Genomic DNA, 22093 nt, shown 5'->3' with positions numbered 1-22093 from the left:
GCGTCGCCTAGAGCAGCCCGCGCTCCATCGCGAGGGTCACCGCGCGCGTGCGGTCGTGCACCCCGAGCTTCTCGAACACGCGCAGCAGGTGGCTCTTCACGGTCGCCTCGCCGATGAAGAGGCGCTCGCCGATGACGCGGTTCGAGCAGCCCGCGGCGACGAGGCGCAGCACGTCGAGCTCGCGCGGCGTGAGCTCGGCCGGGGCGGGCGCCCGCAGGCGGGCGACGAGCTGCGCGGCGATCGCGGGCGAGAGGGCCGTCTCGCCGCGGGCGACCGACCGCACGCCCTCGATGAGCTCCTCCGCGGGCGCGGCCTTGAGCAGGTAGCCGCTCGCGCCCGCCTCGATCGCGGCGATGATCGTGGAGTCCGACTCGTAGGTCGTGAGGATGAGCACGCGCGTGCCGGGCAGCTCGGCGCGGATGCGCGCCGTCGCGACATCGCCCGTCGCGCCGGGCATCCGCACGTCCATGACGACGAGATCGGGGCGCAGGCGACGCGCCTCCTCGACGGCGGCGAGGCCGTCGGCCGCCTGCCCGACGACCTCGATGCCGTCGACGTCGTCGAGCAGCGCGACGATGCCGGCGCGCACGACGGCGTGGTCGTCGGCGACGAGCACCCGGATCACGCGCGCACCCCCTCGGTCGCGACGGGCACGCGCACCCCGAGCACGGTGCCGCGGCCGGGGGCGCTCGCGACGTCGAGCGATCCCTCGACGAGGGCGAGGCGATCGCGCATGCCGGCGAGCCCGAAGCCGTCGCGCGCGGCGGCCGGGTCGAAGCCGATGCCGTCGTCGGCGACGCGGAGGGTGACCGCGTCGGGCGTGCGCCCGATCGCGATCTCCATGCGGGATGCCCGCGCGTGCTTCCGCGCATTGGCGAGAGCCTCCTGCGCGCACCGCAGCACGACCACCTCGACGTCGCGCGGCAGCACCGAGCCGTCGAGCGGGTCGCGCTCAGCGCGGGCGATCGACACGACGACCCCGGTCTCGCGCTCGAAGCGCTCGGCGAGTCGGTCGAGCGCGCCGGAGAGGTCGAGCCGCTCGTCGGCGTCCCTGGCCGCGGTCGCCCCGGCGACGGCGGCGCCCGCGGCGACGAGCGCGCGGGTCTCGCCGAGCGTCTCGCGCGCGACGTCCTCGATGAGGGCGAGTACCTCGGGGTCGCCGCCCGAGCGTCGGGCGCGCTGAGCGAGCAGCACGAGGCCCGTGAGGTCCTGCGCGATGGTGTCGTGCAGCTCGCGGGCGAGGCGCTCGCGCTCGGCGGCGGCGCCGGCGTCGCGGTTGAGCGCGGCGATCTGCTCCTGCGCGCCCTGCAGCTCGCGCAGCAGGGCGCCGTTGCGCTCGCCGAGCTCGGTGACGCGCGAGATCCACAGACCCATCGCGAGGCTGAAGCCGAGCGACAGCACCATCGAGAAGGCCGTCTGCGCGAGGTCGTCCGGCGAGGTGCCGAGCGAGACGAGGAATCCGATGCCGACGGCGATCGCGACGCCGATGTTCTGCACGATCGCGCGCCGCACCGTCGGCGCGTAGACCCAGGCGATCGGGTAGACGACGACCTGGACGATCGCGAGCGTCGGATACCCGGCGACGGCGACGCCAGCGGCGACCGTCGCGAGCGCGACGAACCACGGTGCGGTCGGCGCCTCGGGGCCGCGGCGGCCGAGGGAGATCCAGGAGGCGACGAGCAGCGCGAGCCCTGCTCCGCCCGTCGCGAGCCGCCACGGCTCGGCGGACTGCAGGAGCAGCAGCACGGCCAGGAGGGCGGCGACCCCGACGACGGCCGCATCCCACCAGGTCACGCGCCCCCGCGCATCCGACCGGTCGGTCATGACCGCCCCGCCTACGAGTCGCGCCGGATCCAGCGGAACGTCAGCCGCGTCAGGACCAGCCCCGCGACGAGCCACACCGCGAGCGCGAGGGCGATTCCCGGCTGATCCCAGCTCTCGTTCTGCTCGAGCACGACGAGCTCGTCGGGCAGGAAGACGCTGCGCATGCCCTGCGCCATCCACTTGAGCGGGAAGATCGATGCGACGCTCTGCAGCCAGTCGGGCAGGTCGCTGAAGCGCAGGTAGACGCCCGAGATGAACTGCAGCACGAGGGTGATCGGGATCACGACGGCCGTCGCCGAGGCCCCGCTGCGCGGCACGGCCGAGAGCGCGATGCCGAGGATGGCGGAGGTGATGACGCCGAGCAGGAAGATCCACGCGAAGTCGCCCCAGCGCGCGGGCTCCTCCGGTAGCGGCACCTGGAAGACCGTGAACGCGAGCAGCAGGAGGACGACCGCCTGCAGCACGCCCGTCACGACCGACTGCCCGATCTTGCCGATGAAGTAGCTGACGACTGGCAGCGGCGAGCCGGCGAGCCGCTTGAGCGTGCCGTTGCTCTTCTCGACCGCGATGTCGATCGCGAGGTTCTGCAGGCCGCTCAGCAGCACGCCCGCGGCGAGCATCGCCGGCAGGAAGAACCACGCGGCGGTGATCTCCTCGCCGTCGGCGGTCTGCCCGAAGCTCGCCTCGCTGAACGAGACGGAGAAGATCGTGAGCATCACGACGGGGAAGAGGAAGGTGAAGAACACCGTGTCGCCCTGCCTGAAGTAGGCGCGCACCTCGTAGCCGATGCGCAGCAGCCCCAGCCGCAGGGCACGGGCGATCGGCGAGCCGAGAGCGGGGGATGCCGGGCGCGCGCCGGCCTCGCCGGTCGCGGTCGGGTGCGTGGCCATCAGCGGGTCTCCATCACGGTCTCGGGCGAGGCGAGGTCGGTCGCGTGCTCGCGGCCGACCAGGTCGAGGTAGACGTCCTCCAGGCTCGGGCGGATCACCTCGAGCCCCTCCGGCTCGCCGCCGAGCCGGGCGACGAGCGCGGCAACGGCCGCGGCGGGGGCGTGCGTGCGCTCCTCGCGCACGGCGCCCTGCTCGACCCAGCGCACGATCGGGATGCGCGCATCCGCCCCGCCCAGCTCGTCGATCGGAGCGAGGTCGACCATGCGGCCGTTCGCGATGACGCCCGCGCGGTCGCCGAGCTGCGCGGCCTCGTCGAGGTAGTGCGTCGTGAGCAGGATCGTCGTGCCCTCGCTCTGCAGCTGCCGCACGAGCGCCCAGAAGCTGCGGCGCGCCTCGGGGTCGAAGCCCGTGGTCGGCTCGTCGAGGAAGAGCAGCTCGGGCCGGCCGATGATGCCGACCGCGACGTCGACGCGGCGGCGCTGCCCGCCCGAGAGCTTGCGGATGAGCGCGCCGGCCTTCTCCTCGAGGCCCACCGCGGCGATGACCTCGTCGACGTCGCGCGGGTTCGGGTACAGCGCGGCGAAGTGGGTCAGCTGCTCGCGGACGGTGACCGCTCCGACCTCGCCCGAGCTCTGCAGGACGATGCCGAGCCGGGCCTTCCAGTCGAGGCCCGCCTTCTCGGGGTCGGTGTCGAGCACGCGCACCTCGCCGGAGGTGCGCCGGCGGTACCCCTCGAGGATCTCGATCGCGGTCGACTTGCCCGCGCCGTTGGGGCCGAGCAGGGCGAAGGTCTCGCCGCGGTGGATGTCGAAGCTCAAGCCGTCGAGGGCCGCCGTGTCGTCGTAGGTCTTGCGCAGATCGCGCACCTCGACGACGTTCTGAGGAGTGGTCATGGCATGAGTCTCGCGGGCGGGCGCCGTGTCGGCAACGGCCGTTCGGCCTGTCGTCGACTCCACCGATCGGTGGAGGCCCCCGCCCGCGAGTTCGGCGGTGCGCGGTGCGTCCCGCGGTCAGTCGCCGGTGATGCCGGATGCCCGGCTCTCGCGCCGTGCCCCCGAGGTCGCCGCCCCGATGATCGCGCCGATCACGAGCAGCCCGCCGACGCCCGCGACGAGGATGATCGGCACCGAGCCGTTGGGGAGCTCGTCGAGCCAGCCGAGCTCGGCGAGGAGGGCCAGGGCGGCGATGCCGACCAGGATGACGCCCCAGATGATGGTCGAGACGCGCGGTCGCAGCGGCTCGAGGGCGGCGGCGCCCGAGGGGCCGGGGCCGTAGGTGGTGTCGGTGCTCATCGGTCCGTTCCTTCCGTGGTGAAGAGGATGTCGCCGGCGCCCGAGATGACCTCGAGCCGCAGCAGTCGGTCGCCGCCGTCGGGCGAGTCGAGCCCGCTCTCGCGGGGAATCGTCCTGCTCTCGTCGCCCTCGACGAGGGTCGCGTCGCCGGCGCCGGAGACGATCTCCCACTCGACCGCACCCTGCTCGGGCAGGACGACGGTGACGTCGCCGGCGCCCGCGACGATCGTCACGACGCCCTCGAGCCCGCCGCCGGAGCGCGTGCCGTCCCAGTAGTCGGCGAGGTCGACCGTGGTCGAGCCCGCCCCGACGACGTATGACTGATCGTCGTCGTCGGTGAAGAGCGGGGCGTACTCGCCCGAGCCGACGAACCGCAGGTCGCTTCCGGCGCCCGGGGAGGCACCGGCGATCGCGAGGCCGATGAGGGCGACGATCGCGGCGGCCGTCGAGCCGCCGGAGCGCTTCCCGATGACGCCGTTGACGATGATCGCGAGCCCGAGCACGCCGACCGCGACCGCGAAGCCGAGGACGACGTCGCCGCGCTCGATCTCCGTCCCGCCCGAGGTGAGCGTCGTCACGGCGCCCGCGATCAGCGCGAGGCCGACGGCCGCGAGCGTGAACAGCGGGTGCGAGCGTGTGCGACGGCGCAGTTCGCGCTGCCTCTCGTACTCGGCGGCCCGCGCGCGGCTCTCGGCGGCGAGGCGGTCCGCCTCGGCCTGCCGGCGGGCGGCCTCGTCCGCGGAGACGAACGCGTCGCGCTGGGCCCGGTCGGCGCTCTGCTGCGCGCGCCAGGCATCCATGCCGCCGTCGGCAGGCGCAACGCCCGGCGCGGCGGCGGCCGGCATCGGCGTCGTCGCGGTCGCGTCGGCGGTGCTGGCGGCGGTGGGGGGCGCGGATGCCGTGCCCGCCCCGGCGACGTACGTCGCGCCGGGCGCGCCCGCCGTCGGCGTCGCGGCGGTGCTCTTCGAGCGGCGCACGAGCCACACGATGAGCCAGATCACGCCGCCGATGACGGCGACGGTCCAGATGAGGCCGATGAGGGCGGCGATCCCCATTCCGGGCCAGCTGTGCATCATGCCGCCGTCCCAGCCGTAGCCGGCGTCCCAGAGGACGGGGCCGCCGTCGGCGATCCCGAGCAGGCCGAGCACGAACAGCACCGCGGCGCCGACGAAGCCGGACTCGATGCGGCCGCGCGAGACCTCCTCGGCGTGGATCTTGCCCGTGTGATCGGGGAGGAACGCCCAGGCGAGCGCGTAGAAGAGGGCGACGGGGAAGGAGAAGATCGCGAGGACGACGAGGATGCCGCGCACGATGAGCGGATCGATGCGCAGCCGCAGGGCGATTCCGGAGGCGACGCCGCCGAGCCAGCCCGGCTCGCGGGTCAGGAGCAGCGAGCGCAGCCAGGCGAAGAAGCGGGCGGAGCCGCTCGCGGGAGGCGGCGGCGGGGGCGCGGCGGGCGCGCCGTCGGGGGTGGTCGGATCGGTCATGAGGCGATGCTCCCGCGCGCCGTCGCCCGCTCGCTATCGGGGTCTCCCCTGATCGGCCCCTGATCTTCGCTTCCGGGGGCCCCCGACCCGCGCGCCGGATGCTTGACTGAGCGCGTGACAGCCCTCGTCGACCGCCCGCCGCTCGCGCGCCCGCGCGACGTGCTGCTGAGCGGGGTGTCGAGGGCGCTCGCCGACCACCTCGGCTGGTCGCTCGGCCGGGTCCGGTTCGCGCTCGTGGTGCTGACCGTGCTCGGCGGCGGCGGCGCCCTCCTGTACGCCTGGCTGTGGGCGCTCACCCCCCTGCGCGGCGAGCGACCCGGTGACGACCCCGTGCCCGTGCGGGCGGATGCGCCCCTCGCCGTGCGCCGCTGCGTCCCCGGCGCGATCCTGCTCCTCCTCGCCGCGGGGGTCGCCGGGCTCGTCACGATCGCCGCCGCGGTGACGCGCGACCGGGCCGACCCCGTCGATGCCGCGTTCATGACCCTGCTGCTCGCGGGGGCATCCGTCGCCTGGAGCCTGCTGCTCGACCGGCACGACCCCGCGCGCAGCGAGCGCGCGGGCGTCATCGTGCGATCGATCGCCGCGGGCGGCCTCATCGTCACCGCCCTCGTCGTGCTCGCCGCGAACCCGGGCGCGACGACCGTGATCGTCGCGCTCATCATGATCATCGGCGGCACCGGGGTCTTCGTCGCCCCGCTCGTCGTCGGGCTGTGGTCGACGCTCATCGCCGAGCGCTCGGCGCGCGTGCGGGAGGAGAGCCGCGCCGAGGTCGCGGCCCACCTGCACGACAGCGTGCTGCAGACGCTCGCGCTCATCCAGAACCGCGCCGAGCCCGGGAGCGAGGTCGCGCGCCTCGCCCGCGCGCAGGAGCGCGAGCTCCGCGACTGGCTCTTCGCCGGCACCAAGCCGAGCGACGCCGACTTCGCCGCCCAGCTGCGGCAGGCGGCGCTCGAGATCGAGCTGCGGCACCCCGTGCGGTTCGACGTCGTCACGACGGGCGACTTCTCGGGGCACGAGTTCGAGCCGGTGCTCGCGGCCGCGCGCGAGGCGATGCTCAACGCTGCGCGCCACGCGGGCGGCGAGGTGAGCGTCTACGTCGAGCTGCGGGCGGATGCCCTCGAGCTCTGGGTGCGCGACCGCGGCCCCGGCTTCGATCCGGCCGCCATCCCGGACGATCGCCTGGGGGTGCGCGAGTCGATCCTCCGCCGCATGGCGCGCCACGGCGGCTCGGCCACCGTCACGCGCCTCGCCTCCGGCACCGAGGTCGCTCTGCGCCTCCCGTTCGCCGCGCCCGCCGGAGCGTCCGCGTCCGAGCCCTCCCCGGCCTCCGTGCTCGTGCCGGCCCCCGTGCCCGCGGCGGCCCCGCCTCCCGCAACCGCATCGCCCGCGACCCCCGAGGAGTCCGCATGAGAGTGCTCATCGTCGACGACCACTCGATCTTCCGCTCGGGCCTGCGCGCCGACCTCGGCGACGTCGTCGAGGTCGTCGGCGAGGCGGCGACGGTCGATGAGGCGGTCGCGCGCATCGCCGAGCTCGAGCCCGAGGTCGTCCTGCTCGACGTGCACCTACCCGGCGGTGCGGGCGGAGGAGGGGCCGAGGTGATCCGCTCGAGCGCGGCGCTGCTCGACCGCGTGCGCTTCCTCGCCCTGAGCGTGAGCGACTCGGCGGAGGACGTCGTCGGCGTCATCCGCGCCGGCGCTCGCGGATACATCACGAAGGGCTCGTCGGGGGCGGAGGTCGCCCGCGCGATCGACGCCGTCGCGGGCGGTGACGCGGTGTTCTCGCCTCGCCTTGCCGGGTTCGTGCTCGACGCCTTCGGTGCGGTTGCCGGGGAGCAGGCGGCCGACGACGACGAGCTCGACCGCCTGAGCGCGCGCGAGCGCGAGGTCATGCGGCTCATCGCCCGCGGATACGCCTATAAAGAGGTCGCAGGCGAATTGTTCATCTCGGTGAAGACGGTGGAGTCGCACGTCTCGGCGGTGCTGCGGAAGCTGCAGCTCTCCTCCCGTCACGAGCTCACGGCCTGGGCGCTCGAGCGCCGCCTGCTCTGATCGCGGCGGGTTGCGGCGAACCGCAGCCCGCGGCGAACCGCGGCTCGCCTTTCGCGAGATCGTGCTTTTGTCGCGAGTGAGCGAGGAATTCCCCGCACTTTCGCGACAAACCCGCTCACTCGCACTCCTGGTCGCGACAAACCCGCTCACTCGCGGGCCTGGTCGCTGCAAACACCCTCACTCGCGGGCCTGGTCGCTGCAAACACCCTCACTCGTCGTCCTCCTCGCTGCGACGCTTACGATGCCCCCGCCTCGCGCTGCCCCGCGCCAGCCCACCCCCGAATCGATACGGACTTCTGCACCGAATTGGGCTTTTCGAACGCCCGTCTCGACGCAAGAACCCGTCTCGGCGCGGGGTCGACTTCCGACGCGAGCTCCCGTCCATCCGACGCCCATACAGTCCGTCCCAGAATCACGTCGACGCGCACAATCGACCGTGCGACAGTAATTCTCGGAATTGCCTTCGAAATGACGAGCGCTCAGCAGAATTGCGCACCTTAGCTCTGTGAATAGCAGTACGCTGATGCGGCACCGGGCATTTATGCTCGGCACCGACGATTAGCGCCCTCCGCGTATATGTTCCGCCGCGATTCGCTGATCGGCGCAATTCCCTCGCGCGCGCGCCGCGCCGCGACTCGTACGATTCCAAGGAGCACCTCGTGAAGCGCATCACCACCGAACTCGTCGACGACCTCGACGGCGGCATCATCGGCCAGGGCGAGGGCGGCACCGTCTCGTTCGGCCTCGACGGCAGGCACTACGAGATCGACCTCACGAACGCGAACGCCGAGCAGCTCCGCAGCGCGCTCGCGCCGTTCATCGCCAAGGCCCGCTCCGCGAGCTCGGCCCGCGCCGCCGCCCCCGCGGCGAAGGCCCCGGGCCGCAAGCGCGCCTCGGCCGGCAGCAGCGCCGAGACGCAGGCGATCCGCGAGTGGGCGCAGGCCAACGGCTACCCCGTCGGCGACCGCGGCCGCATCGCCGCCGAGATCCGCGAGGCGTACGCCGCCGCGAAGTAGCTGCACTCGCCGCTGCACCGGCAGCCGCGCGGAACGAGAACGGCCCCGCACGATCATCGTGCGGGGCCGTTCTCGTCGAGCGGGCAGCATCCCCACGGGGCCGGCGCCGCCGCCGGCGGCGGGCCCGACCCCGCCTAGTCGCGCGTGCCGAAGAGCGACTGCAGCCGCTGGATGCCCGCCAGCAGGTCGTCGTCGCCGAGCGCGTAGCTGAAGCGCAGATAGCCGCTCGGGCCGAACGCCTCGCCGGGCACCGCGGCGACCTCCGCCTGCTCCAGGATGAGGTCGGCGAGCTCGAGCGACGACGTCGGCGTCACCCCGCCCCACTCGCAGCCGAGGAGGCCCGTGACGTCGGGGTAGACGTAGAACGCGCCCGTCGGCGTCGGCGTGACCATGCCGGGGATCCGGTTGAGCTCGGCGACCGCGACCCTCCGCCGGCGGTCGAACGCCTCGCGCATCGTCACGACCGCGTCCTGCGGTCCCGTGAGGGCCGCGAGGGCGGCGCGCTGCGACACGTTCGCGACGTTGGAGGAGAGGTGCGATTGCAGGTTGGAGGCCGCGGCGATCGCGTCCGTCGGGCCGACCATCCAGCCCACGCGCCATCCGGTCATCGCGTAGGTCTTCGCGACGCCGTTGACGAGGATGGTCGTGTCCGCGAGCCCGGGCACGGCCTCGACGATCGAGATCGCGCGCTCGCCGTCGTAGGTGAGCGCCTGGTAGATCTCGTCGGTGATGACCCAGATGCCGTGCTCGAGCGCCCACTCGCCGATCGCGCGCGTCTGCTCGGGGCTGTAGACCGAGCCGGTGGGGTTCGAGGGGCTCACGAACAGCAGCACCTTCGTGCGGGGGGTGCGCGCCGCCTCGAGCTGCTCGACCGTGACCAGGTAGTTCTGGTCGCTGCCGGCGAAGACCTCGACGGGCACGCCGCCCGCGAGGCGCACGACCTCGGGGTAGGTCGTCCAGTACGGGGCGGGCAGCAGAACCTCGTCGCCGTCGCCGACGATCGTCGCGAAGGCCTGGAAGACGGCCTGCTTGCCGCCGTTGGTGATGATGACGCGGCTCGCGCTCACCTCGAGGCCCGAGTCGCGCAGCGTCTTCTCGGCGACCGCCTCGCGCAGCTCGGGCAGGCCCGCGGCGGGCGTGTAGCGGTGGTTCCTCGGGTCGCGCGCGGCGGCGACGGCGGCCTCGACGATGTGGTCGGGCGTCGCGAAGTCGGGCTCGCCGGCGGCGTACGAGATGACGGGCCGGCCGGCGGCCTTGAGGGCCTTGGCCTTCGCGTCGACCTTGAGGGTCGCGGATTCGGCGATCGCGGCGATGCGAGCGGAGATGCGGGAGGGGTCTGCGGTCACGACGGGAAGTCTACGGGCGGGCATCCGCCCCGCGCGAAGCGCTCACGGGCCCCGCGCGCTCGTCTCGAACGAGGGCGCGGATGCCCGGCTCGGGCCTCGGCTGGACTCGCCCCGGAGCGTCACCTACACTGGTCGAGGTAGTTGAACTCTGCCAAGCTTTGCCGCGCCGTCATTCTGGCGAATCCCCCGGAACCCGACCGCGGTGAAGCATGCCCGAGTTCGACCACGCCGAGGGCGGTGGCTCAATTGGTAGAGCAGCGGTCTCCAAAACCGCAGGTTGCAGGTTCGAGTCCTGTCCGCCCTGCAGATCGATCGGGCTCGGGGCGCTCCCGTACGGGAACGCCCCGGTCTCGGTGATACGGGCTCCTCAGAGCCCGACGACAGTCGGAAGGCAGTGTGAACGTGGCAAGAAACGTGGTCGACGAGCCCAACGAGGACATCGTCGAGAACGCCAGGAAGGACCGCGCCGAGAAGCGCGGACCCTTCGGCCGCATCGCGCTGTTCATCCGTCAGGTGTTCAACGAGCTCGGCAAGGTCGTCACTCCGACCCGGCGCGAGCTCATCACCTACACCCTGGTCGTGCTCGTGTTCGTGATCATCATGATGGCGCTCGTCTCGGGCCTCGACCTCGTGTTCGGGTGGGTGGTGTCGTTCGTCTTCGGCGACGGATCGGCCGTCACGGGCGGCTAGCGCCCCTGCCCCGAACCGCTCCACCAGCCGCACCGGCCCAGTACTGCCAACGGAAAGAGATCCAGTGACCGACGACCACCGCCGCGACATCGACCTCGCGACCGCTGCCGAGCAGTCCTCCGAGGAGGACGAGGCGCAGGAGGGCAACACCCTCGAGGCCGACGAGCACTCGGCCGACGCCGCCGAGCGCTCCGCGATGCACATCGTGGACGAGGACGAGCCCGACCTGTCCGACCTGTTCGACGCGCTCGAGACCGCCGTCGACCCCGAGGCCGACGCGATCGTCGAGGACGCCCTCGACATCGACTCCGCCGACGAGGCCGAGGCCGCCGCCGAGGCGACCGAGGACGAGGCGGAGGACGACGCCGCGGAGGCCGCCGACGAGGAGCCGGTCGAGGTCGACCCCTACGACGAGTTCAAGCGCGAGCTGCGCGTCAAGCCCGGCAAGTGGTACGTCGTGCACTCGTACGCGGGCTTCGAGAAGCGCGTGAAGTCGAACATCGAGAACCGCCGCGTCTCCATGAACATGGAGGAGAGCATCCACGAGGTGCAGGTCCCCATGGAGGACGTGGTCGAGATCAAGAACGGCCAGCGGAAGCTCGTCAACCGCGTCCGGATCCCCAGCTACGTGCTCGTCCGCATGGATCTGAACGAGGACAGCTGGTCGGTCGTGCGCCACACGCCCGGCGTCACCGGCTTCGTGGGCAACGCCCACAACCCGACGCCGCTGCGCTTCGATGAGGCCTTCAACATGCTGAAGTCGACCGTGCAGATCGCCGAGGCTCCCGCCAAGGCGGGCGCGGCCAAGGGCGGCGCGACCACCGCGCGCTCCATCCCCGCCGAGATCGACTTCGAGGCCGGCGAGACGATCACGATCAAGGAGGGCTCGTTCGCGGGGCTCCCCGGCACGATCAGCGAGATCAAGCCCGAGAGCGGCAAGCTCATCGTGCTCGTGTCGCTGTTCGAGCGCGAGACCCCGGTCGAGCTCAGCTTCGACCAGGTCACCAAGCTCTAACATCCCCTGGGCCTTCGGGCCCGCAGTTCACCGCGGCTCGGATTCGCCGAGCAGGCGGGAGCGCGTCGGCCACCCGGCCGCCGCACGACACGAAGGAAGAAGAAATGGCACCGAAGAAGAAGGTCACGGGCCTGATCAAGCTGCAGATCAACGCCGGCGCGGCGAACCCCGCCCCGCCGATTGGTCCGGCGCTCGGTCAGCACGGCGTGAACATCATGGAGTTCTGCAAGGCGTACAACGCCGCGACCGAGTCGCAGCGCGGCAACGTCATCCCCGTCGAGATCACGGTCTACGAGGACCGCTCGTTCACGTTCATCCTGAAGACCCCGCCGGCGGCCGAGCTCATCAAGAAGGCCGCGGGCGTGCAGAAGGGCTCGTCGACGCCGCACACCGTGAAGGTGGCCAAGCTCACCAAGGAGCAGGTGCGCGCGATCGCCGAGCAGAAGCAGGCCGACCTCAACGCCAACGACATCGACGCCGCGGCGAAGATCATCGCCGGCACCGCCCGCTCCATGGGCATCACGGTCGAGCAGTAAGCGCCCGCCTTCCCCCTTCCCACTCAGCGGGAGAGCCAGCCAGGCTCACGATTCACCGCGAACTCAGCACAGGAGACACAACATGGCACAGAAGTCCAAGGCCTACCGGGCCGCGGCCGAGAAGCTCGAGGCCGGCAAGTACTACACCCCCACGGAGGCCGTCTCGGCTGCCCGTGAGACGGGCTCCAAGAACTTCAACGCGACCGTCGAGGTCGCCCTGAAGCTCGGCGTCGACCCCCGCAAGGCAGACCAGATGGTGCGCGGCACCGTCAACCTGCCCCACGGCACCGGTAAGACCGCGCGCGTCATCGTCTTCGCGACGGGCCCCGCGGCCGAGGCCGCGATCGCCGCGGGTGCCGATGAGGTCGGCGGCGCCGAGCTCATCGAGAAGGTCGCCGGCGGCTACACCGCCTTCGACTCGGCGGTCTCGACCCCCGAGCTCATGGGCCAGGTCGGTCGTCTCGGCAAGGTGCTCGGCCCCCGAGGCCTCATGCCGAACCCGAAGACGGGCACCGTGACGCCCGACGTCGCGAAGGCCGTCACCGACATCAAGGGCGGAAAGATCGAGTTCCGCGTCGACAAGCACGCCAACGTGCACTTCATCATCGGCAAGACCGCGTTCAGCGAGGACCAGCTCAACGAGAACCTCCGCGCCGCGCTCGACGAGGTCCTGCGCCTCAAGCCGTCGAGCTCGAAGGGCCGCTACGTGCAGAAGGGCTCGCTCTCGACGACCTTCGGCCCGGGCATCCCGCTCGACGTCAACGCGCTCTGAGTTCCTCGATGCGCCGCCGCTGCTGCGGCGCATCGACGCGAAGGCCCCGCTTCGGCGGGGCCTTCCGCGTTCCCAGCCGATACGCGGCATCGAGAGGCACCCACGGCTCTAGCCTGATCGAGACTCTCGTGCCGAAAGGGCTCCATGACTGCCGCGTTCCTCCTGCTCCGCGTCGTCGGGGCGCTCGCCATCGGCGGCGCGGTCGTCGGCCAGCTGGTCACCTCGCTGAACTTCTGGGCCGACCAGGGGCTCACCGACGTTCCCTTCCGGCTCGTCAACTTCGCCAGCTTCTTCACGATCGAGTCGAACATCGCCGCGACGGTCGTGCTCGTGATGGCGCTGGGGTTCCAGCTCCTGCGCACCGAGCGCGGCTGGTTCACGGTGCTGCGGGCATCCGTCACGGCCTACATGGTGACGACCGGCATCGTGTACAACCTGCTGCTGCGCAACATCGAGCTCGATCAGGGCGCGACGCTCGCGTGGTCGAACGAGGTGCTGCACGTGTGGGGCCCGCTGTACCTGCTCATCGACTGGCTCTTCGGCCCGGGTCGCCCGCGCATGGAGTGGCGCGCCCTCTGGGCGATCGTCGCCTTTCCGATCGTCTGGGCGGTGTACACGCTCGTGCGCGGCCCGCTCACCTACGACCCGCTGCGCGACGGGCCCTACTACCCGTACCCGTTCCTCGACCCGACGAACTCGCCGAACGGCTACCTCTCGGTCGCGTTCTACGTCATCCTCATCGCCGCCGTGATCGGTCTCGTGGGCGCCGGCGTGATCCGCATCTCGCGGTCGCGGCTGGGTCGCGGCATCGATGCGGCGGATGCTCCGCGCCGGCCCGTCGAGGCCTGGCCCTCCCCGCCGCCCGCGTCGTAGCGTTGCCCGCATGATCCCCGCTCGTCGGCGCGATGCCGCGCTCTCCGTCGTCGGGTCGCTTCTCGTGCTCGCCTCGCTCGTCATCATCTGGGCCGCCCGGCTCACCGTCCCGCGCGAGCTCTACGTCAGCGAGCTCGGCGCGCTCGGCGAGCCCACGGCCGAGGCCTTCCGCCTCGCTCTGCTCCTGCTCGTCGCGGGCGGAGTGCTCGTCGCGTGGGCGGTGCGCGACCTGCGCGCGCGCACCCCGATCCTCCGCCGGGGAACCCCCGCGCTCAGCCTCGCGCTCTCGTGCCTCGGATTCTTCGTCGCCGCGAACGTGCCCTGCACCGCCGGGTGCCCGCTTCCGGTGGGCGACACCTTCACGGTGCAGGACTTCACGCACACGCTCGCTGCCGTCCTGGCGTTCGCGGCCGCGTGCTGGGCGATGCTGCAGGTCGCGTTCGCGCCCGGCCACCGCACGATCGCGCGACTGTCGCTCGGGATGGCGCTCGCCGTCGGCGCGATCGCCGCGGCGGGCGGCCTGCTGTCGCTCGCGCGGTGGAATGCGGCGTTCGGCAGCCATCTCGAGCTCGTGGCGACGACGGTCGGCATCGGCTGGCTCGTCGTGGTGGGGCTCGCCCGCGCCGCATGGCCGCTTCAAAGGAGGCTCATAGGAGATTCCGCAGACTAGAGGCATGGCCGTTGATGAGACCCCTGCCGCTCCCCGCCTCACCCACCCCGACGGGTCCGCGATCCGCGCCCTCGTCGTCGACGACGAGCCCTCGCTCGCCGACCTCGTCTCCATGGCCCTCCGCTACGAGGGCTGGGAGGTCCGCACCGCCCTGACCGGCGCCGACGCCGTCAAGCAGGGTCGCGAGTTCGCCCCCGACGTCGTCGTGCTCGACATCATGCTCCCCGACATCGACGGTCTCGAGGTCCTGCGCCGCCTGCGGGCCGACGGCCGCGATGTGCCCGTCCTGTTCCTCACCGCGAAGGACGCGGTCGATGACCGCGTGGTCGGCCTGACCGCGGGCGGCGACGACTACGTCACGAAGCCGTTCAGCCTCGAGGAGCTCGTCGCGCGACTGCGCGGCCTCATCCGCCGCAGCGCGATGGTGGTCAGCGAGCGGCCCGACCCCGAGATCCACGTCGGCGACCTCGTCCTCAACGAGGAGAGCTACGAGGTGCGCCGCGGCGACACCGAGATCGAGCTCACCGCGACCGAGTTCGAGCTCCTGCGCTACCTCATGCGCAACCCGCGCCGCGTGCTGTCGAAGGCGCAGATCCTCGACCGGGTCTGGAGCTACGACTTCGGCGGCCGCTCGAGCATCGTCGAGATCTACATCTCCTACCTGCGCAAGAAGATCGACACGCTCGGCCCGGCGATGATCCACACAGTGCGCGGCGTGGGCTACATGATCAAACCGGCCACCTGATGGTGCAGTCGTGGTCGCTGCAGAAGCGGCTCGTGGCGGGAATCCTCGCCCTGCTGACGCTCGCGACCCTCGCGATCGGCGTCCTCAGCGTCATCCTCCTCCGCGCGAACCTCCTCGACCAGCTCGACGAGGAGCTCCGGCTGACCTCCGCCCGCGTCGAGAACACGCTCGGAGCGGGCAGCGGCCGCGGCCCCGGGGTCGGGCTCGATCGTCCCGGGATCCCCGTCGACTCGCTCGTCGGCATCGTCGACGCCGACGGCACGATCGCCGCCGCCTATCTCGACACCGATGCGGATGTCCGCGAGCTGACGACCGCGCAGCGTCGCGTCCTCGCCGAGCTCCCCCTCGACTCCCCGCGCACGATCCGGCTCGGCAGCGGGCTCGGCGAGTTCCGCGTCATCGCCGACCGCCTCGACGCCGACAGCGCCCTCATCGTCGGCCTGTCCACGCGCGAGGTGCAGTCGACGACGGCCCGCCTCGGAGCGGTGATCACCGCGGTGCTCGCCGGCATCCTCGTCGTCGCCGGCGTGCTCGGCCGCGAAGTCGCCCGCGTCGCCCTGCGCCCGCTCACCCGCGTGCGCGAGAGCGCCACGCGCGTCACCGAGCTGCCGCTCGACCGCGGCACGGTCGCCCTCGCCGACCGGCTCCCCGAGCTCGACACCGACCCCGACACGGAGGTCGGCCAGCTCGGCGCGGCGTTCACGCGCATGCTCGAGCACGTGCAGTCGGCCTTCGACGCCCGGCAGGCGAGCGAGGAGAAGGTGCGGCGCTTCGTCGCCGACGCGAGTCACGAGCTGCGCACGCCGCTCGCCGCGATCCGCGGCTACAGCGAGCTCACCCGTCGCAGCGGCCACCGGCTCCCGGAGGACATCACGCACGCGCTCAGCCGCATCGAGTCGGAGTCGGTGCGCATGACCGCCCTCGTCGACGACCTGCTGCTGCTCGCGCGCCTCGACGAGGGCCGCGAGCTGCGCCGCGACCCCGTCGACCTCGGCCGGGTGCTCGTCGACGCCGTCGCCGACGCGCGCGCCACGAGCTCCGCGCACGACTGGGTGGTGCGCGTGCCGGAGACTCCCGTGATCGTCGAGGGCGACGAGCATCGACTCCATCAGGTCGTCGCGAATCTGCTCGCCAACGCGCGCATCCACACGCCGGAGGGCACGCGGGTGACCGCGGCCCTGGGGTCGCTGGAGGGGCGCGCGATCGTGACGATCACGGACACGGGACCGGGCATCCCCGACGACATCCGGCCCGTGCTGTTCGAGCGGTTCGCGCGCGCCGACACCTCGCGGTCGCGCGCGACCGGCTCGACCGGTCTCGGCCTCGCGATCGTGTCGGGCGTCGTCGCCGCGCACCGCGGCCGAGTGACGGTCGCGTCGAAGCCGGGCGAGACGGTCTTCACGATCAGTCTGCCGCTCGCCGCGCAGCCCGCCGCCGCACCCGCCGCCCAGGCTGCGCCCCGACCCGCCGACTAGCCTGACCTCATGCGCATCGCTGTCACGGGGTCCTCCGGCAAGCTCGGCCAGGCGGCCGTCGACCACCTCCGCGAGGCGGGGCACGACGTCATCGGCTTCGACGCGACCGGGGCCCGGGGGTCCGACTTCGTGCAGATCGACCTGACCGACTACGGGCAGGTCGCCGACGCGGTCGCGGGCGTGGAGGAGCGCGTGAACGGCCTCGACGCGATCGTGCACCTCGCCGCGACGCCCGCGCCGGGCATCCGCCCCGATACGGCGCTCATCCAGAGCAACCTCGCCATCACGATCAACGTCGTGCAGGCCGCCCGTCGCGCGGGGGTGCCGCGCATCGTGCACGCGTCGAGCGAGACGCTGCTCGGGCTGCCGCTGACCGAGGCGCCGCCGTACGCGCCGATCGACGAGGTCGCCGAGACCCGCCCCAACTTCATGTACGCGATCGGCAAGCACCTCGAGGAGGAGCTCGCGCGGAAGATCATGCGCGTCGAACCGGGTCTGACCATCACGGGGCTCCGGTTCAGCAACGTCATGGCGCCGGAGGACTACGCGGAGTTCGAGACCTGGCAGGACGACGCGAGCGTGCGCCGCTGGAACCTCTGGGGCTACATCGACCGCCGCGATGGCGCCCACGCGATCGAGCGCGCGCTGCTCACCGAGCGCACCGGTTACGAGACGTACATCATCGCCGCGGCCGACACCGTCATGCGCCGCGACAGCGCGGAGCTCCTCGCCGAGGAGTTCCCGGGTGTCGAGCTCGCCCGCCCCGTGGCCGGCCGCGAGACACTGCTGTCGATCGAGAAGGCGCGCGCCGAGCTCGGCTACGCGCCGCAGCACTCGTGGCTCGATCACGTCTGAGCCGCGCCGCTCATCGCACGTGCGGGGCGGATGCCCGGCTCGATTTGCTCGCGGAGCCCCGCGTCGCGTAGCCTGGCCTCTGCCAAAGACCGCTGGTCATCGGCGTGCCTGCCTGCGTGAGCGAGCAGAACCGCTGATCGAAGGCTCGCCTCTCCTGACGGAGAGACGGGGGCCCGCGCAGGTGACACAGAACAGATCCGCTCCTCCCGTCTGATCGAGGGGGGCGAAGAAGCTCCGTGCGCGTGCGCCGGAGCTTTCGTCATTCGAGCCGGGCTCCGGTGGTCGTGGGCAACACCAACGACAACTAGAGGAGCACCATGGCGAACAAGGAAGCAACGGTCGCCGAGCTCGCGGAACTCTTCCGCAGCTCGACCGCCGTTCTGCTGACCGAGTACCGCGGTCTCACGGTGGCGCAGCTGAAGACGCTGCGCACGAACATCGCTGCAGACGCGTCGTACGCCGTGGTGAAGAACACGCTGACCAAGATCGCGGCCAACCAGGCAGGCATCGACTCGCTCGATGACATGCTCGCCGGCCCCTCCGCGATCGCATTCGTGAGCGGTGACGCAGTCACCGTCGCGAAGGCTCTGCGCGACTTTGCCAAGGCAAACCCCAACCTCGTGGTGAAGGGCGGCTACTTCGACGGTAAGCCGCTCGACGCATCCGAGGTCATGAAGCTCGCTGAGCTCGAGAGCCGTGAGGTGGTGCTGGCGAAGCTCGCCGGTGCCGTCAAGGCTTCGCTGTTCGGCGCCGCGTACATGTTCAACGCGCCGCTGGCGCAGGCCGCCCGCGCGGTTGACGCGCTGCGGCAGAAGCAGGAGTCCGGCAGCTGATCTCAGCCCGCCGGTTCACGACGAGTACCAACCACTAAGGAGAAAATCATGGCCAAGCTCACCACCGACGAGCTCATCGAGGCGTTCAAGGAGCTCTCGCTCATCGAGCTCAGCGAGTTCGTCAAGAAGTTCGAAGAGGTCTTCGAGGTCACCGCCGCCGCGCCCGTCGCGGTCGCCGCCGCCGCCGGCCCCGCCGCCGCCGCCGAGGAGGTCGAGGAGAAGGACAGCTTCGACGTCGTCCTCGAGGCCGCCGGCGAGAAGAAGATCCAGGTCATCAAGGAGGTCCGCGCGCTCACGAGCCTCGGCCTCGGCGAGGCCAAGGCGCTCGTGGACGGCGCCCCGGCGACCGTCATCGAGGGCGCCAACAAGGAGACGGCCGAGAAGGCCAAGGCCCAGCTCGAAGAGGCCGGCGCCACCGTCACCCTCAAGTAGTTCCCGCCCGGCTCGCCGGGTTCACGAGGCGTCGCTCCCTGAGGGGGGCGGCGCCTCGTTCGCGTTCCCGGGGGCGGTGGATGCTCGGCGCGGGGTGCGCGCGGTTCGACCCCGGCGCGGGCGAGCGCGCCGGTCGCGACGGGCGACTCGCGCCGTGCCCCCGTGCTCGTGCTCCCGCCCCGCCGCTGCCGCGCGACTCGTACTGATCAGAGCGCTCCGGACGCCGCGATCCCGCACGATCCGCCCGAAGCGGGGAGACGCGCGCGCCGTCGGCACGTCGCCGACCCGTGGCGTGCACGTCCTCCGGAGTTTCGGCTCCTGCGGGTCGGCGATCCCGCACCAGCGCGACCCGTGGAACCAGAACTCCGGAGAACGTGCACGCTCCGCATGCGCGCGGCGGGGCGGCGAGGGGCGGCGAGGGGCGGCGCGGCGCGGCGCCCGCGAGTGGGTGTCTCGGGTGCGCGGGCGAGCTACCCGGTCGTGACGGGCGACTCGCGCCGTGCCGCCGTGCTCGTGCGCACGCTCAGCGTCGTCGGCAGCACGATGTGCTCCGACGGCGGAGCCTCGGGCGTCGCGTCCAGCTGCCCGAGCAGGAGCTCGACCGCGCGCGCGCCCTGATCGCCGGGCTGCTGCACGACCGTGGTCAGGCCGAACGTCTCGGCGAGAGGGTGCCCGTCGATGCCGATGACCGACAGCTCCTGCGGGATCGCGATGCCGAGCTGTCGGGCCGCGACCATGATGCCGATCGCGATCTCGTCGCATCCCGCGAAGATGGCGGTCGGGCGCGTACGCGGGTCGCCGAGCACCGCGAGCCCCGCGGCGTGCCCGCCCTGGATGGAGAACTCGGCGTCGCGGAAGCCGTCCTCGAGCGTGATGCCCGCCTCGCGGAGGGCGCGCTCGAACCCGACGTAGCGCTGCGAGTGGACGCGGAAGTCCATCTGCTCGTGCTGGTCTCCGCCGATGTGCATGATGCGGCGATGCCCGAGGCTGATGAGGTGCTCGGTCGCCAGGCGCGCCGTCTCGACGTCGTCGATCGAGAGCGAGGGGATGCCCGGGATGAGTCCGCCGATTCCGACGAGCGGCTTCCCCAGCGCCTGGAGCATGTGCACCTCGTGCGGGCTCAGCGCGATCGCGACCGAGATGACGGCGTCGACGCGCTTGCGGACGAGGAAGTAGTCGAAGACACGGCGACGCAGATCGGCGTCGCTCGACAGGCGGTAGAGCGTCAGGTCGTAGCCGGCCTGGATGAGGGAGGCCTCGATGCCCTCGAGCACCTCGCCGAAGTACCAGCGGTTGATGTAGGGGATGACCACGCCGACGTTGCGCGTGCGACCGGTGACGAGGCTCGCCGCGGCGGTGGAGACGACGTAGCCCAGCTCGGCGGCGGCCTGCTCGACCTTGAGGCGGGTGTCCTCCGACACGTATCCGCGGCCCGAGAGCGCGCGCGAGGCCGTCGATTTCGACACGCCCGCGATGCGCGCGACGTCGGCCAGGATGCTCATGCTGCTCCGTCCTCCATTGGACCGGCCGATGCGGGCAGATCGTGCGGTGTGGCACGGATCACGAGCGGTGCAGGGCCGTCGAAGCGTCAGTGTAGCCGGATGCCCGCCCCTGTGGAACCGGTGCCAGGTGGAAACGGTATCGCCGCGCGATTCCCCACCGAGAAGTCAGGGAGATTCCCGAGCGTTCCGCAACGTTCGTGTAACAGCCCCCGTAACCACTGTTGCGGCGCACCGCGACGTGACATACGGTGACTCCTGGAACCGGTTCCCGATGTGGCGGATCATGTCGCTCGGCGCAGCACGTTCCACCCTGCACCACCTGCAGAACAGCACCACCTACCACGCACCATCTACCACCCAGTGCGGCGCGCCACCCCCGGAGCGCTGTTTCACCCTCAATGAGGAGGAAACACATGAGTTCCACCCTCCGACGCCGGCTCATCGCGCCGGCAGCGGCAATCGGTGCCCTCAGCCTCGTGCTCGCGGGCTGCGCGGCCGACGAGCCCGGAGCCGGCGGCCCCGACGGCGGCAACGCCGACTGCGCCGACTACGAGGCCTACGGCCAGTTCGAGGGCGAGACCGTCGAGATCTACGCGACGATCATCGACGTCGAGGCCGACAACCTCGTCACCTCCTGGTCCGACTTCGAGGCCTGCACGGGCATCGAGATCGAGTACAACGGCACGCAGGAGGCCGAGACGCAGATCAACGTCCGCGCTCAGGCCGGCGACGCGCCCGACCTCATGATCATCCCGCAGCCGGGTCTCCTCCAGCGCCTCATCGCCGACGGCTACGTCGTGCCGGCGCCGGACGCCGTCGAGGCGAACGTGGACGAGTTCTGGAGCGAGTCCTGGAAGGGCTACGGCACCGTCGACGGCGAGTTCTACGCCGCTCCGCTCATGGCGAGCGTCAAGGGCTACGTCTGGTACTCGCCGTCGGACTTCGAGGAGAACGGCTACGAGGTCCCGGCCACGTACGACGAGCTCATCAGCCTCACCGAGCAGATGACCGAGCGCAACGAGGGCCCGTACCGCCCCTGGTGCGTCGGCTTCGGCTCGGGCGACGCGACCGGTTGGGTCGGCACCGACTGGGTGGAGGACCTCGTCCTCCGCACCGCGGGCCCCGAGGCATACGACCAGTGGGTCGCCGGTGAGCTCGACTTCGCGAGCCCCGAGATCCAGGAGGCCTTCGACCTCGTCGGCGAGATCATCCTCAACCCCGACTTCGTCAACGGCGGCTTCGGTGGCGTGAACTCCATCGTCACCACCACCTTCCAGGACGCCGGTCTGGCGATCCTCGACGGCAACTGCTCGCTGCACCACCAGGCCTCCTTCTACGAGGCCCAGTGGGGCGAGGGCGTCGAGGTCGCTCCTGACGGCGACGTCTGGGCGTTCATCACTCCTCCGATCAACGAGGGCGACGGCGCAGCCGTCACCGGTGGTGGCGAATTCGTCGCCGCGTTCAACGACAACGAGGCGACGGGCGCGGTGCAGGCCTACCTCTCGAGCGACGTCTGGGCGAACAACCGCATCTCCCTCGGCGGCGTGATCTCGGCGAACAAGGGTCTCGACCCCGCTAACGCCAAGTCCGACCTCGCTCGCCAGTCGATCGAGATCCTCCAGGGCGAGGACACGGTGTTCCGCTTCGACGCCTCTGACCTCATGCCCGCCGCCGTCGGCACCAGCTCGTTCTGGACCGGCATGGTCGACTGGGTCGGTGGAGCCTCCACCGAGGACGTGACGTCGGCGATCGACAGCACCTTCCCGTAACCGCTCGGCTGAACCATCAC

The 22093-nt window shown here is 71.7% G+C and carries 23 protein-coding genes and 1 tRNA gene; 16 read left to right on the top strand and 8 right to left on the bottom strand.

Going from position 1 to position 22093, the window contains the following annotated elements:
• Nucleotides 1-7 precede the first annotated feature (7 nt).
• The 6 genes from ASC54_RS01445 to ASC54_RS01420 form a co-directional block, all read right to left on the bottom strand.
• Nucleotides 8-625 carry a response regulator transcription factor gene (locus ASC54_RS01445; protein WP_055896236.1) on the bottom strand — a complete coding sequence of 206 codons (618 nt, stop codon included), beginning with the start codon at nt 623-625 and terminating at the stop codon, nt 8-10.
• Complete coding sequence (locus tag ASC54_RS01440) at nt 622-1824, bottom strand: sensor histidine kinase (protein WP_055896233.1); 1203 nt, start codon at nt 1822-1824, stop codon at nt 622-624. Before ASC54_RS01440 ends, ASC54_RS01445 begins: the two co-directional genes overlap by 4 nt.
• Nucleotides 1825-1835: 11 nt before the next feature.
• Nucleotides 1836-2714, bottom strand: a complete 879-nt coding sequence (locus ASC54_RS01435; RefSeq protein WP_055896230.1) for an ABC transporter permease — start codon at nt 2712-2714, stop codon at nt 1836-1838.
• A complete protein-coding gene (locus tag ASC54_RS01430; RefSeq protein ID WP_055896227.1) occupies nt 2714-3607 on the bottom strand; it encodes an ABC transporter ATP-binding protein in 894 nt (297 codons plus the stop codon). The genes ASC54_RS01435 and ASC54_RS01430 overlap by 1 nt, the downstream gene beginning before the upstream one ends.
• Before the next feature lie 117 nt (nt 3608-3724).
• Nucleotides 3725-4006, bottom strand: a complete 282-nt coding sequence (locus tag ASC54_RS01425) for a hypothetical protein (RefSeq protein WP_055896224.1) — start codon at nt 4004-4006, stop codon at nt 3725-3727.
• The gene (locus tag ASC54_RS01420) at nt 4003-5493 is read right to left on the bottom strand and encodes a PspC domain-containing protein (RefSeq protein ID WP_055896222.1); all 1491 of its coding nucleotides are present in this window, start codon (nt 5491-5493) and stop codon (nt 4003-4005) included. Before ASC54_RS01420 ends, ASC54_RS01425 begins: the two co-directional genes overlap by 4 nt.
• A 114-nt stretch (nt 5494-5607) precedes the next feature.
• On the opposite strand from ASC54_RS01420, the gene ASC54_RS01415 reads away from it, so the two are divergent.
• The 3 genes from ASC54_RS01415 (at nt 5608) to ASC54_RS01405 (ending at nt 8560) form a co-directional block, all read left to right on the top strand.
• The gene (locus tag ASC54_RS01415; RefSeq protein WP_055896219.1) at nt 5608-6903 is read left to right on the top strand and encodes an ATP-binding protein; all 1296 of its coding nucleotides are present in this window, start codon (nt 5608-5610) and stop codon (nt 6901-6903) included.
• Nucleotides 6900-7544, top strand: a complete 645-nt coding sequence (locus tag ASC54_RS01410; protein ID WP_055896216.1) for a response regulator transcription factor — start codon at nt 6900-6902, stop codon at nt 7542-7544. Before ASC54_RS01415 ends, ASC54_RS01410 begins: the two co-directional genes overlap by 4 nt.
• Before the next feature lie 659 nt (nt 7545-8203).
• The gene (locus tag ASC54_RS01405; RefSeq protein WP_055858197.1) at nt 8204-8560 is read left to right on the top strand and encodes an Lsr2 family protein; all 357 of its coding nucleotides are present in this window, start codon (nt 8204-8206) and stop codon (nt 8558-8560) included.
• Nucleotides 8561-8694: 134 nt separating this feature from the next.
• Here ASC54_RS01405 and ASC54_RS01400 read toward each other — a convergent pair whose 3' ends face one another.
• A complete protein-coding gene (locus ASC54_RS01400) occupies nt 8695-9930 on the bottom strand; it encodes a pyridoxal phosphate-dependent aminotransferase (RefSeq protein WP_055896213.1) in 1236 nt (411 codons plus the stop codon).
• A 207-nt stretch (nt 9931-10137) separates the two neighbouring features.
• On the opposite strand from ASC54_RS01400, the gene ASC54_RS01395 reads away from it, so the two are divergent.
• The 12 genes from ASC54_RS01395 to rplL all read left to right on the top strand — a co-directional run bounded on the left by ASC54_RS01395 (nt 10138) and on the right by rplL (nt 18802).
• Nucleotides 10138-10210: transfer RNA gene (locus tag ASC54_RS01395), tRNA-Trp, on the top strand.
• Nucleotides 10211-10308: 98 nt separating this feature from the next.
• Entirely contained in the window at nt 10309-10596 is a 288-nt protein-coding gene (gene secE / locus ASC54_RS01390) for a preprotein translocase subunit SecE (RefSeq protein WP_055859405.1), read from the top strand.
• 64 nt (nt 10597-10660) lie between these two features.
• Nucleotides 10661-11611, top strand: coding sequence for a transcription termination/antitermination protein NusG (gene nusG, locus ASC54_RS01385; protein ID WP_055896210.1), 951 nt, complete (start codon nt 10661-10663; stop codon nt 11609-11611).
• A 104-nt stretch (nt 11612-11715) separates the two neighbouring features.
• Entirely contained in the window at nt 11716-12147 is a 432-nt protein-coding gene (gene rplK / locus ASC54_RS01380) for a 50S ribosomal protein L11 (RefSeq protein ID WP_055858203.1), read from the top strand.
• 82 nt (nt 12148-12229) lie between these two features.
• Entirely contained in the window at nt 12230-12919 is a 690-nt protein-coding gene (rplA, locus tag ASC54_RS01375) for a 50S ribosomal protein L1 (protein ID WP_055896206.1), read from the top strand.
• A gap of 144 nt (nt 12920-13063) precedes the next feature.
• Nucleotides 13064-13792, top strand: coding sequence for a Pr6Pr family membrane protein (locus ASC54_RS01370; protein ID WP_055896203.1), 729 nt, complete (start codon nt 13064-13066; stop codon nt 13790-13792).
• 10 nt (nt 13793-13802) lie between these two features.
• Nucleotides 13803-14462 carry a DUF998 domain-containing protein gene (locus ASC54_RS01365; RefSeq protein ID WP_055896200.1) on the top strand — a complete coding sequence of 220 codons (660 nt, stop codon included), beginning with the start codon at nt 13803-13805 and terminating at the stop codon, nt 14460-14462.
• 4 nt (nt 14463-14466) lie between these two features.
• On the top strand, nt 14467-15207 hold the full coding sequence (locus ASC54_RS01360; RefSeq protein ID WP_055858214.1) for a response regulator transcription factor: 741 nt from the start codon (nt 14467-14469) through the stop codon (nt 15205-15207).
• A complete protein-coding gene (locus ASC54_RS01355) occupies nt 15207-16682 on the top strand; it encodes a cell wall metabolism sensor histidine kinase WalK (protein ID WP_055858217.1) in 1476 nt (491 codons plus the stop codon). The genes ASC54_RS01360 and ASC54_RS01355 overlap by 1 nt, the downstream gene beginning before the upstream one ends.
• A gap of 9 nt (nt 16683-16691) precedes the next feature.
• Complete coding sequence (locus ASC54_RS01350) at nt 16692-17537, top strand: NAD(P)-dependent oxidoreductase (RefSeq protein WP_055858220.1); 846 nt, start codon at nt 16692-16694, stop codon at nt 17535-17537.
• 317 nt (nt 17538-17854) lie between these two features.
• The gene (gene rplJ / locus ASC54_RS01345) at nt 17855-18370 is read left to right on the top strand and encodes a 50S ribosomal protein L10 (RefSeq protein ID WP_055858222.1); all 516 of its coding nucleotides are present in this window, start codon (nt 17855-17857) and stop codon (nt 18368-18370) included.
• A 48-nt stretch (nt 18371-18418) separates the two neighbouring features.
• Nucleotides 18419-18802 carry a 50S ribosomal protein L7/L12 gene (rplL, locus tag ASC54_RS01340; protein WP_055858224.1) on the top strand — a complete coding sequence of 128 codons (384 nt, stop codon included), beginning with the start codon at nt 18419-18421 and terminating at the stop codon, nt 18800-18802.
• 470 nt (nt 18803-19272) lie between these two features.
• Here the strand turns inward: rplL and ASC54_RS01335 are convergent, their stop codons facing one another.
• Nucleotides 19273-20304 carry a LacI family DNA-binding transcriptional regulator gene (locus ASC54_RS01335; RefSeq protein WP_055858227.1) on the bottom strand — a complete coding sequence of 344 codons (1032 nt, stop codon included), beginning with the start codon at nt 20302-20304 and terminating at the stop codon, nt 19273-19275.
• Nucleotides 20305-20717: 413 nt separating this feature from the next.
• Between ASC54_RS01335 and ASC54_RS01330 the strand changes: the two genes are divergently transcribed.
• Nucleotides 20718-22073, top strand: coding sequence for an ABC transporter substrate-binding protein (locus ASC54_RS01330; RefSeq protein WP_055858230.1), 1356 nt, complete (start codon nt 20718-20720; stop codon nt 22071-22073).
• Nucleotides 22074-22093: the final 20 nt, after the last annotated feature.

The sequence above is a fragment of the Yonghaparkia sp. Root332 genome (genome assembly GCF_001425665.1).
Classification (GTDB): Bacteria; Actinomycetota; Actinomycetes; order Actinomycetales; family Microbacteriaceae; genus Microcella.
Note: the sequence above shows the minus strand (reverse complement) of the source record. Positions and strands in the feature narration are given on the sequence as shown.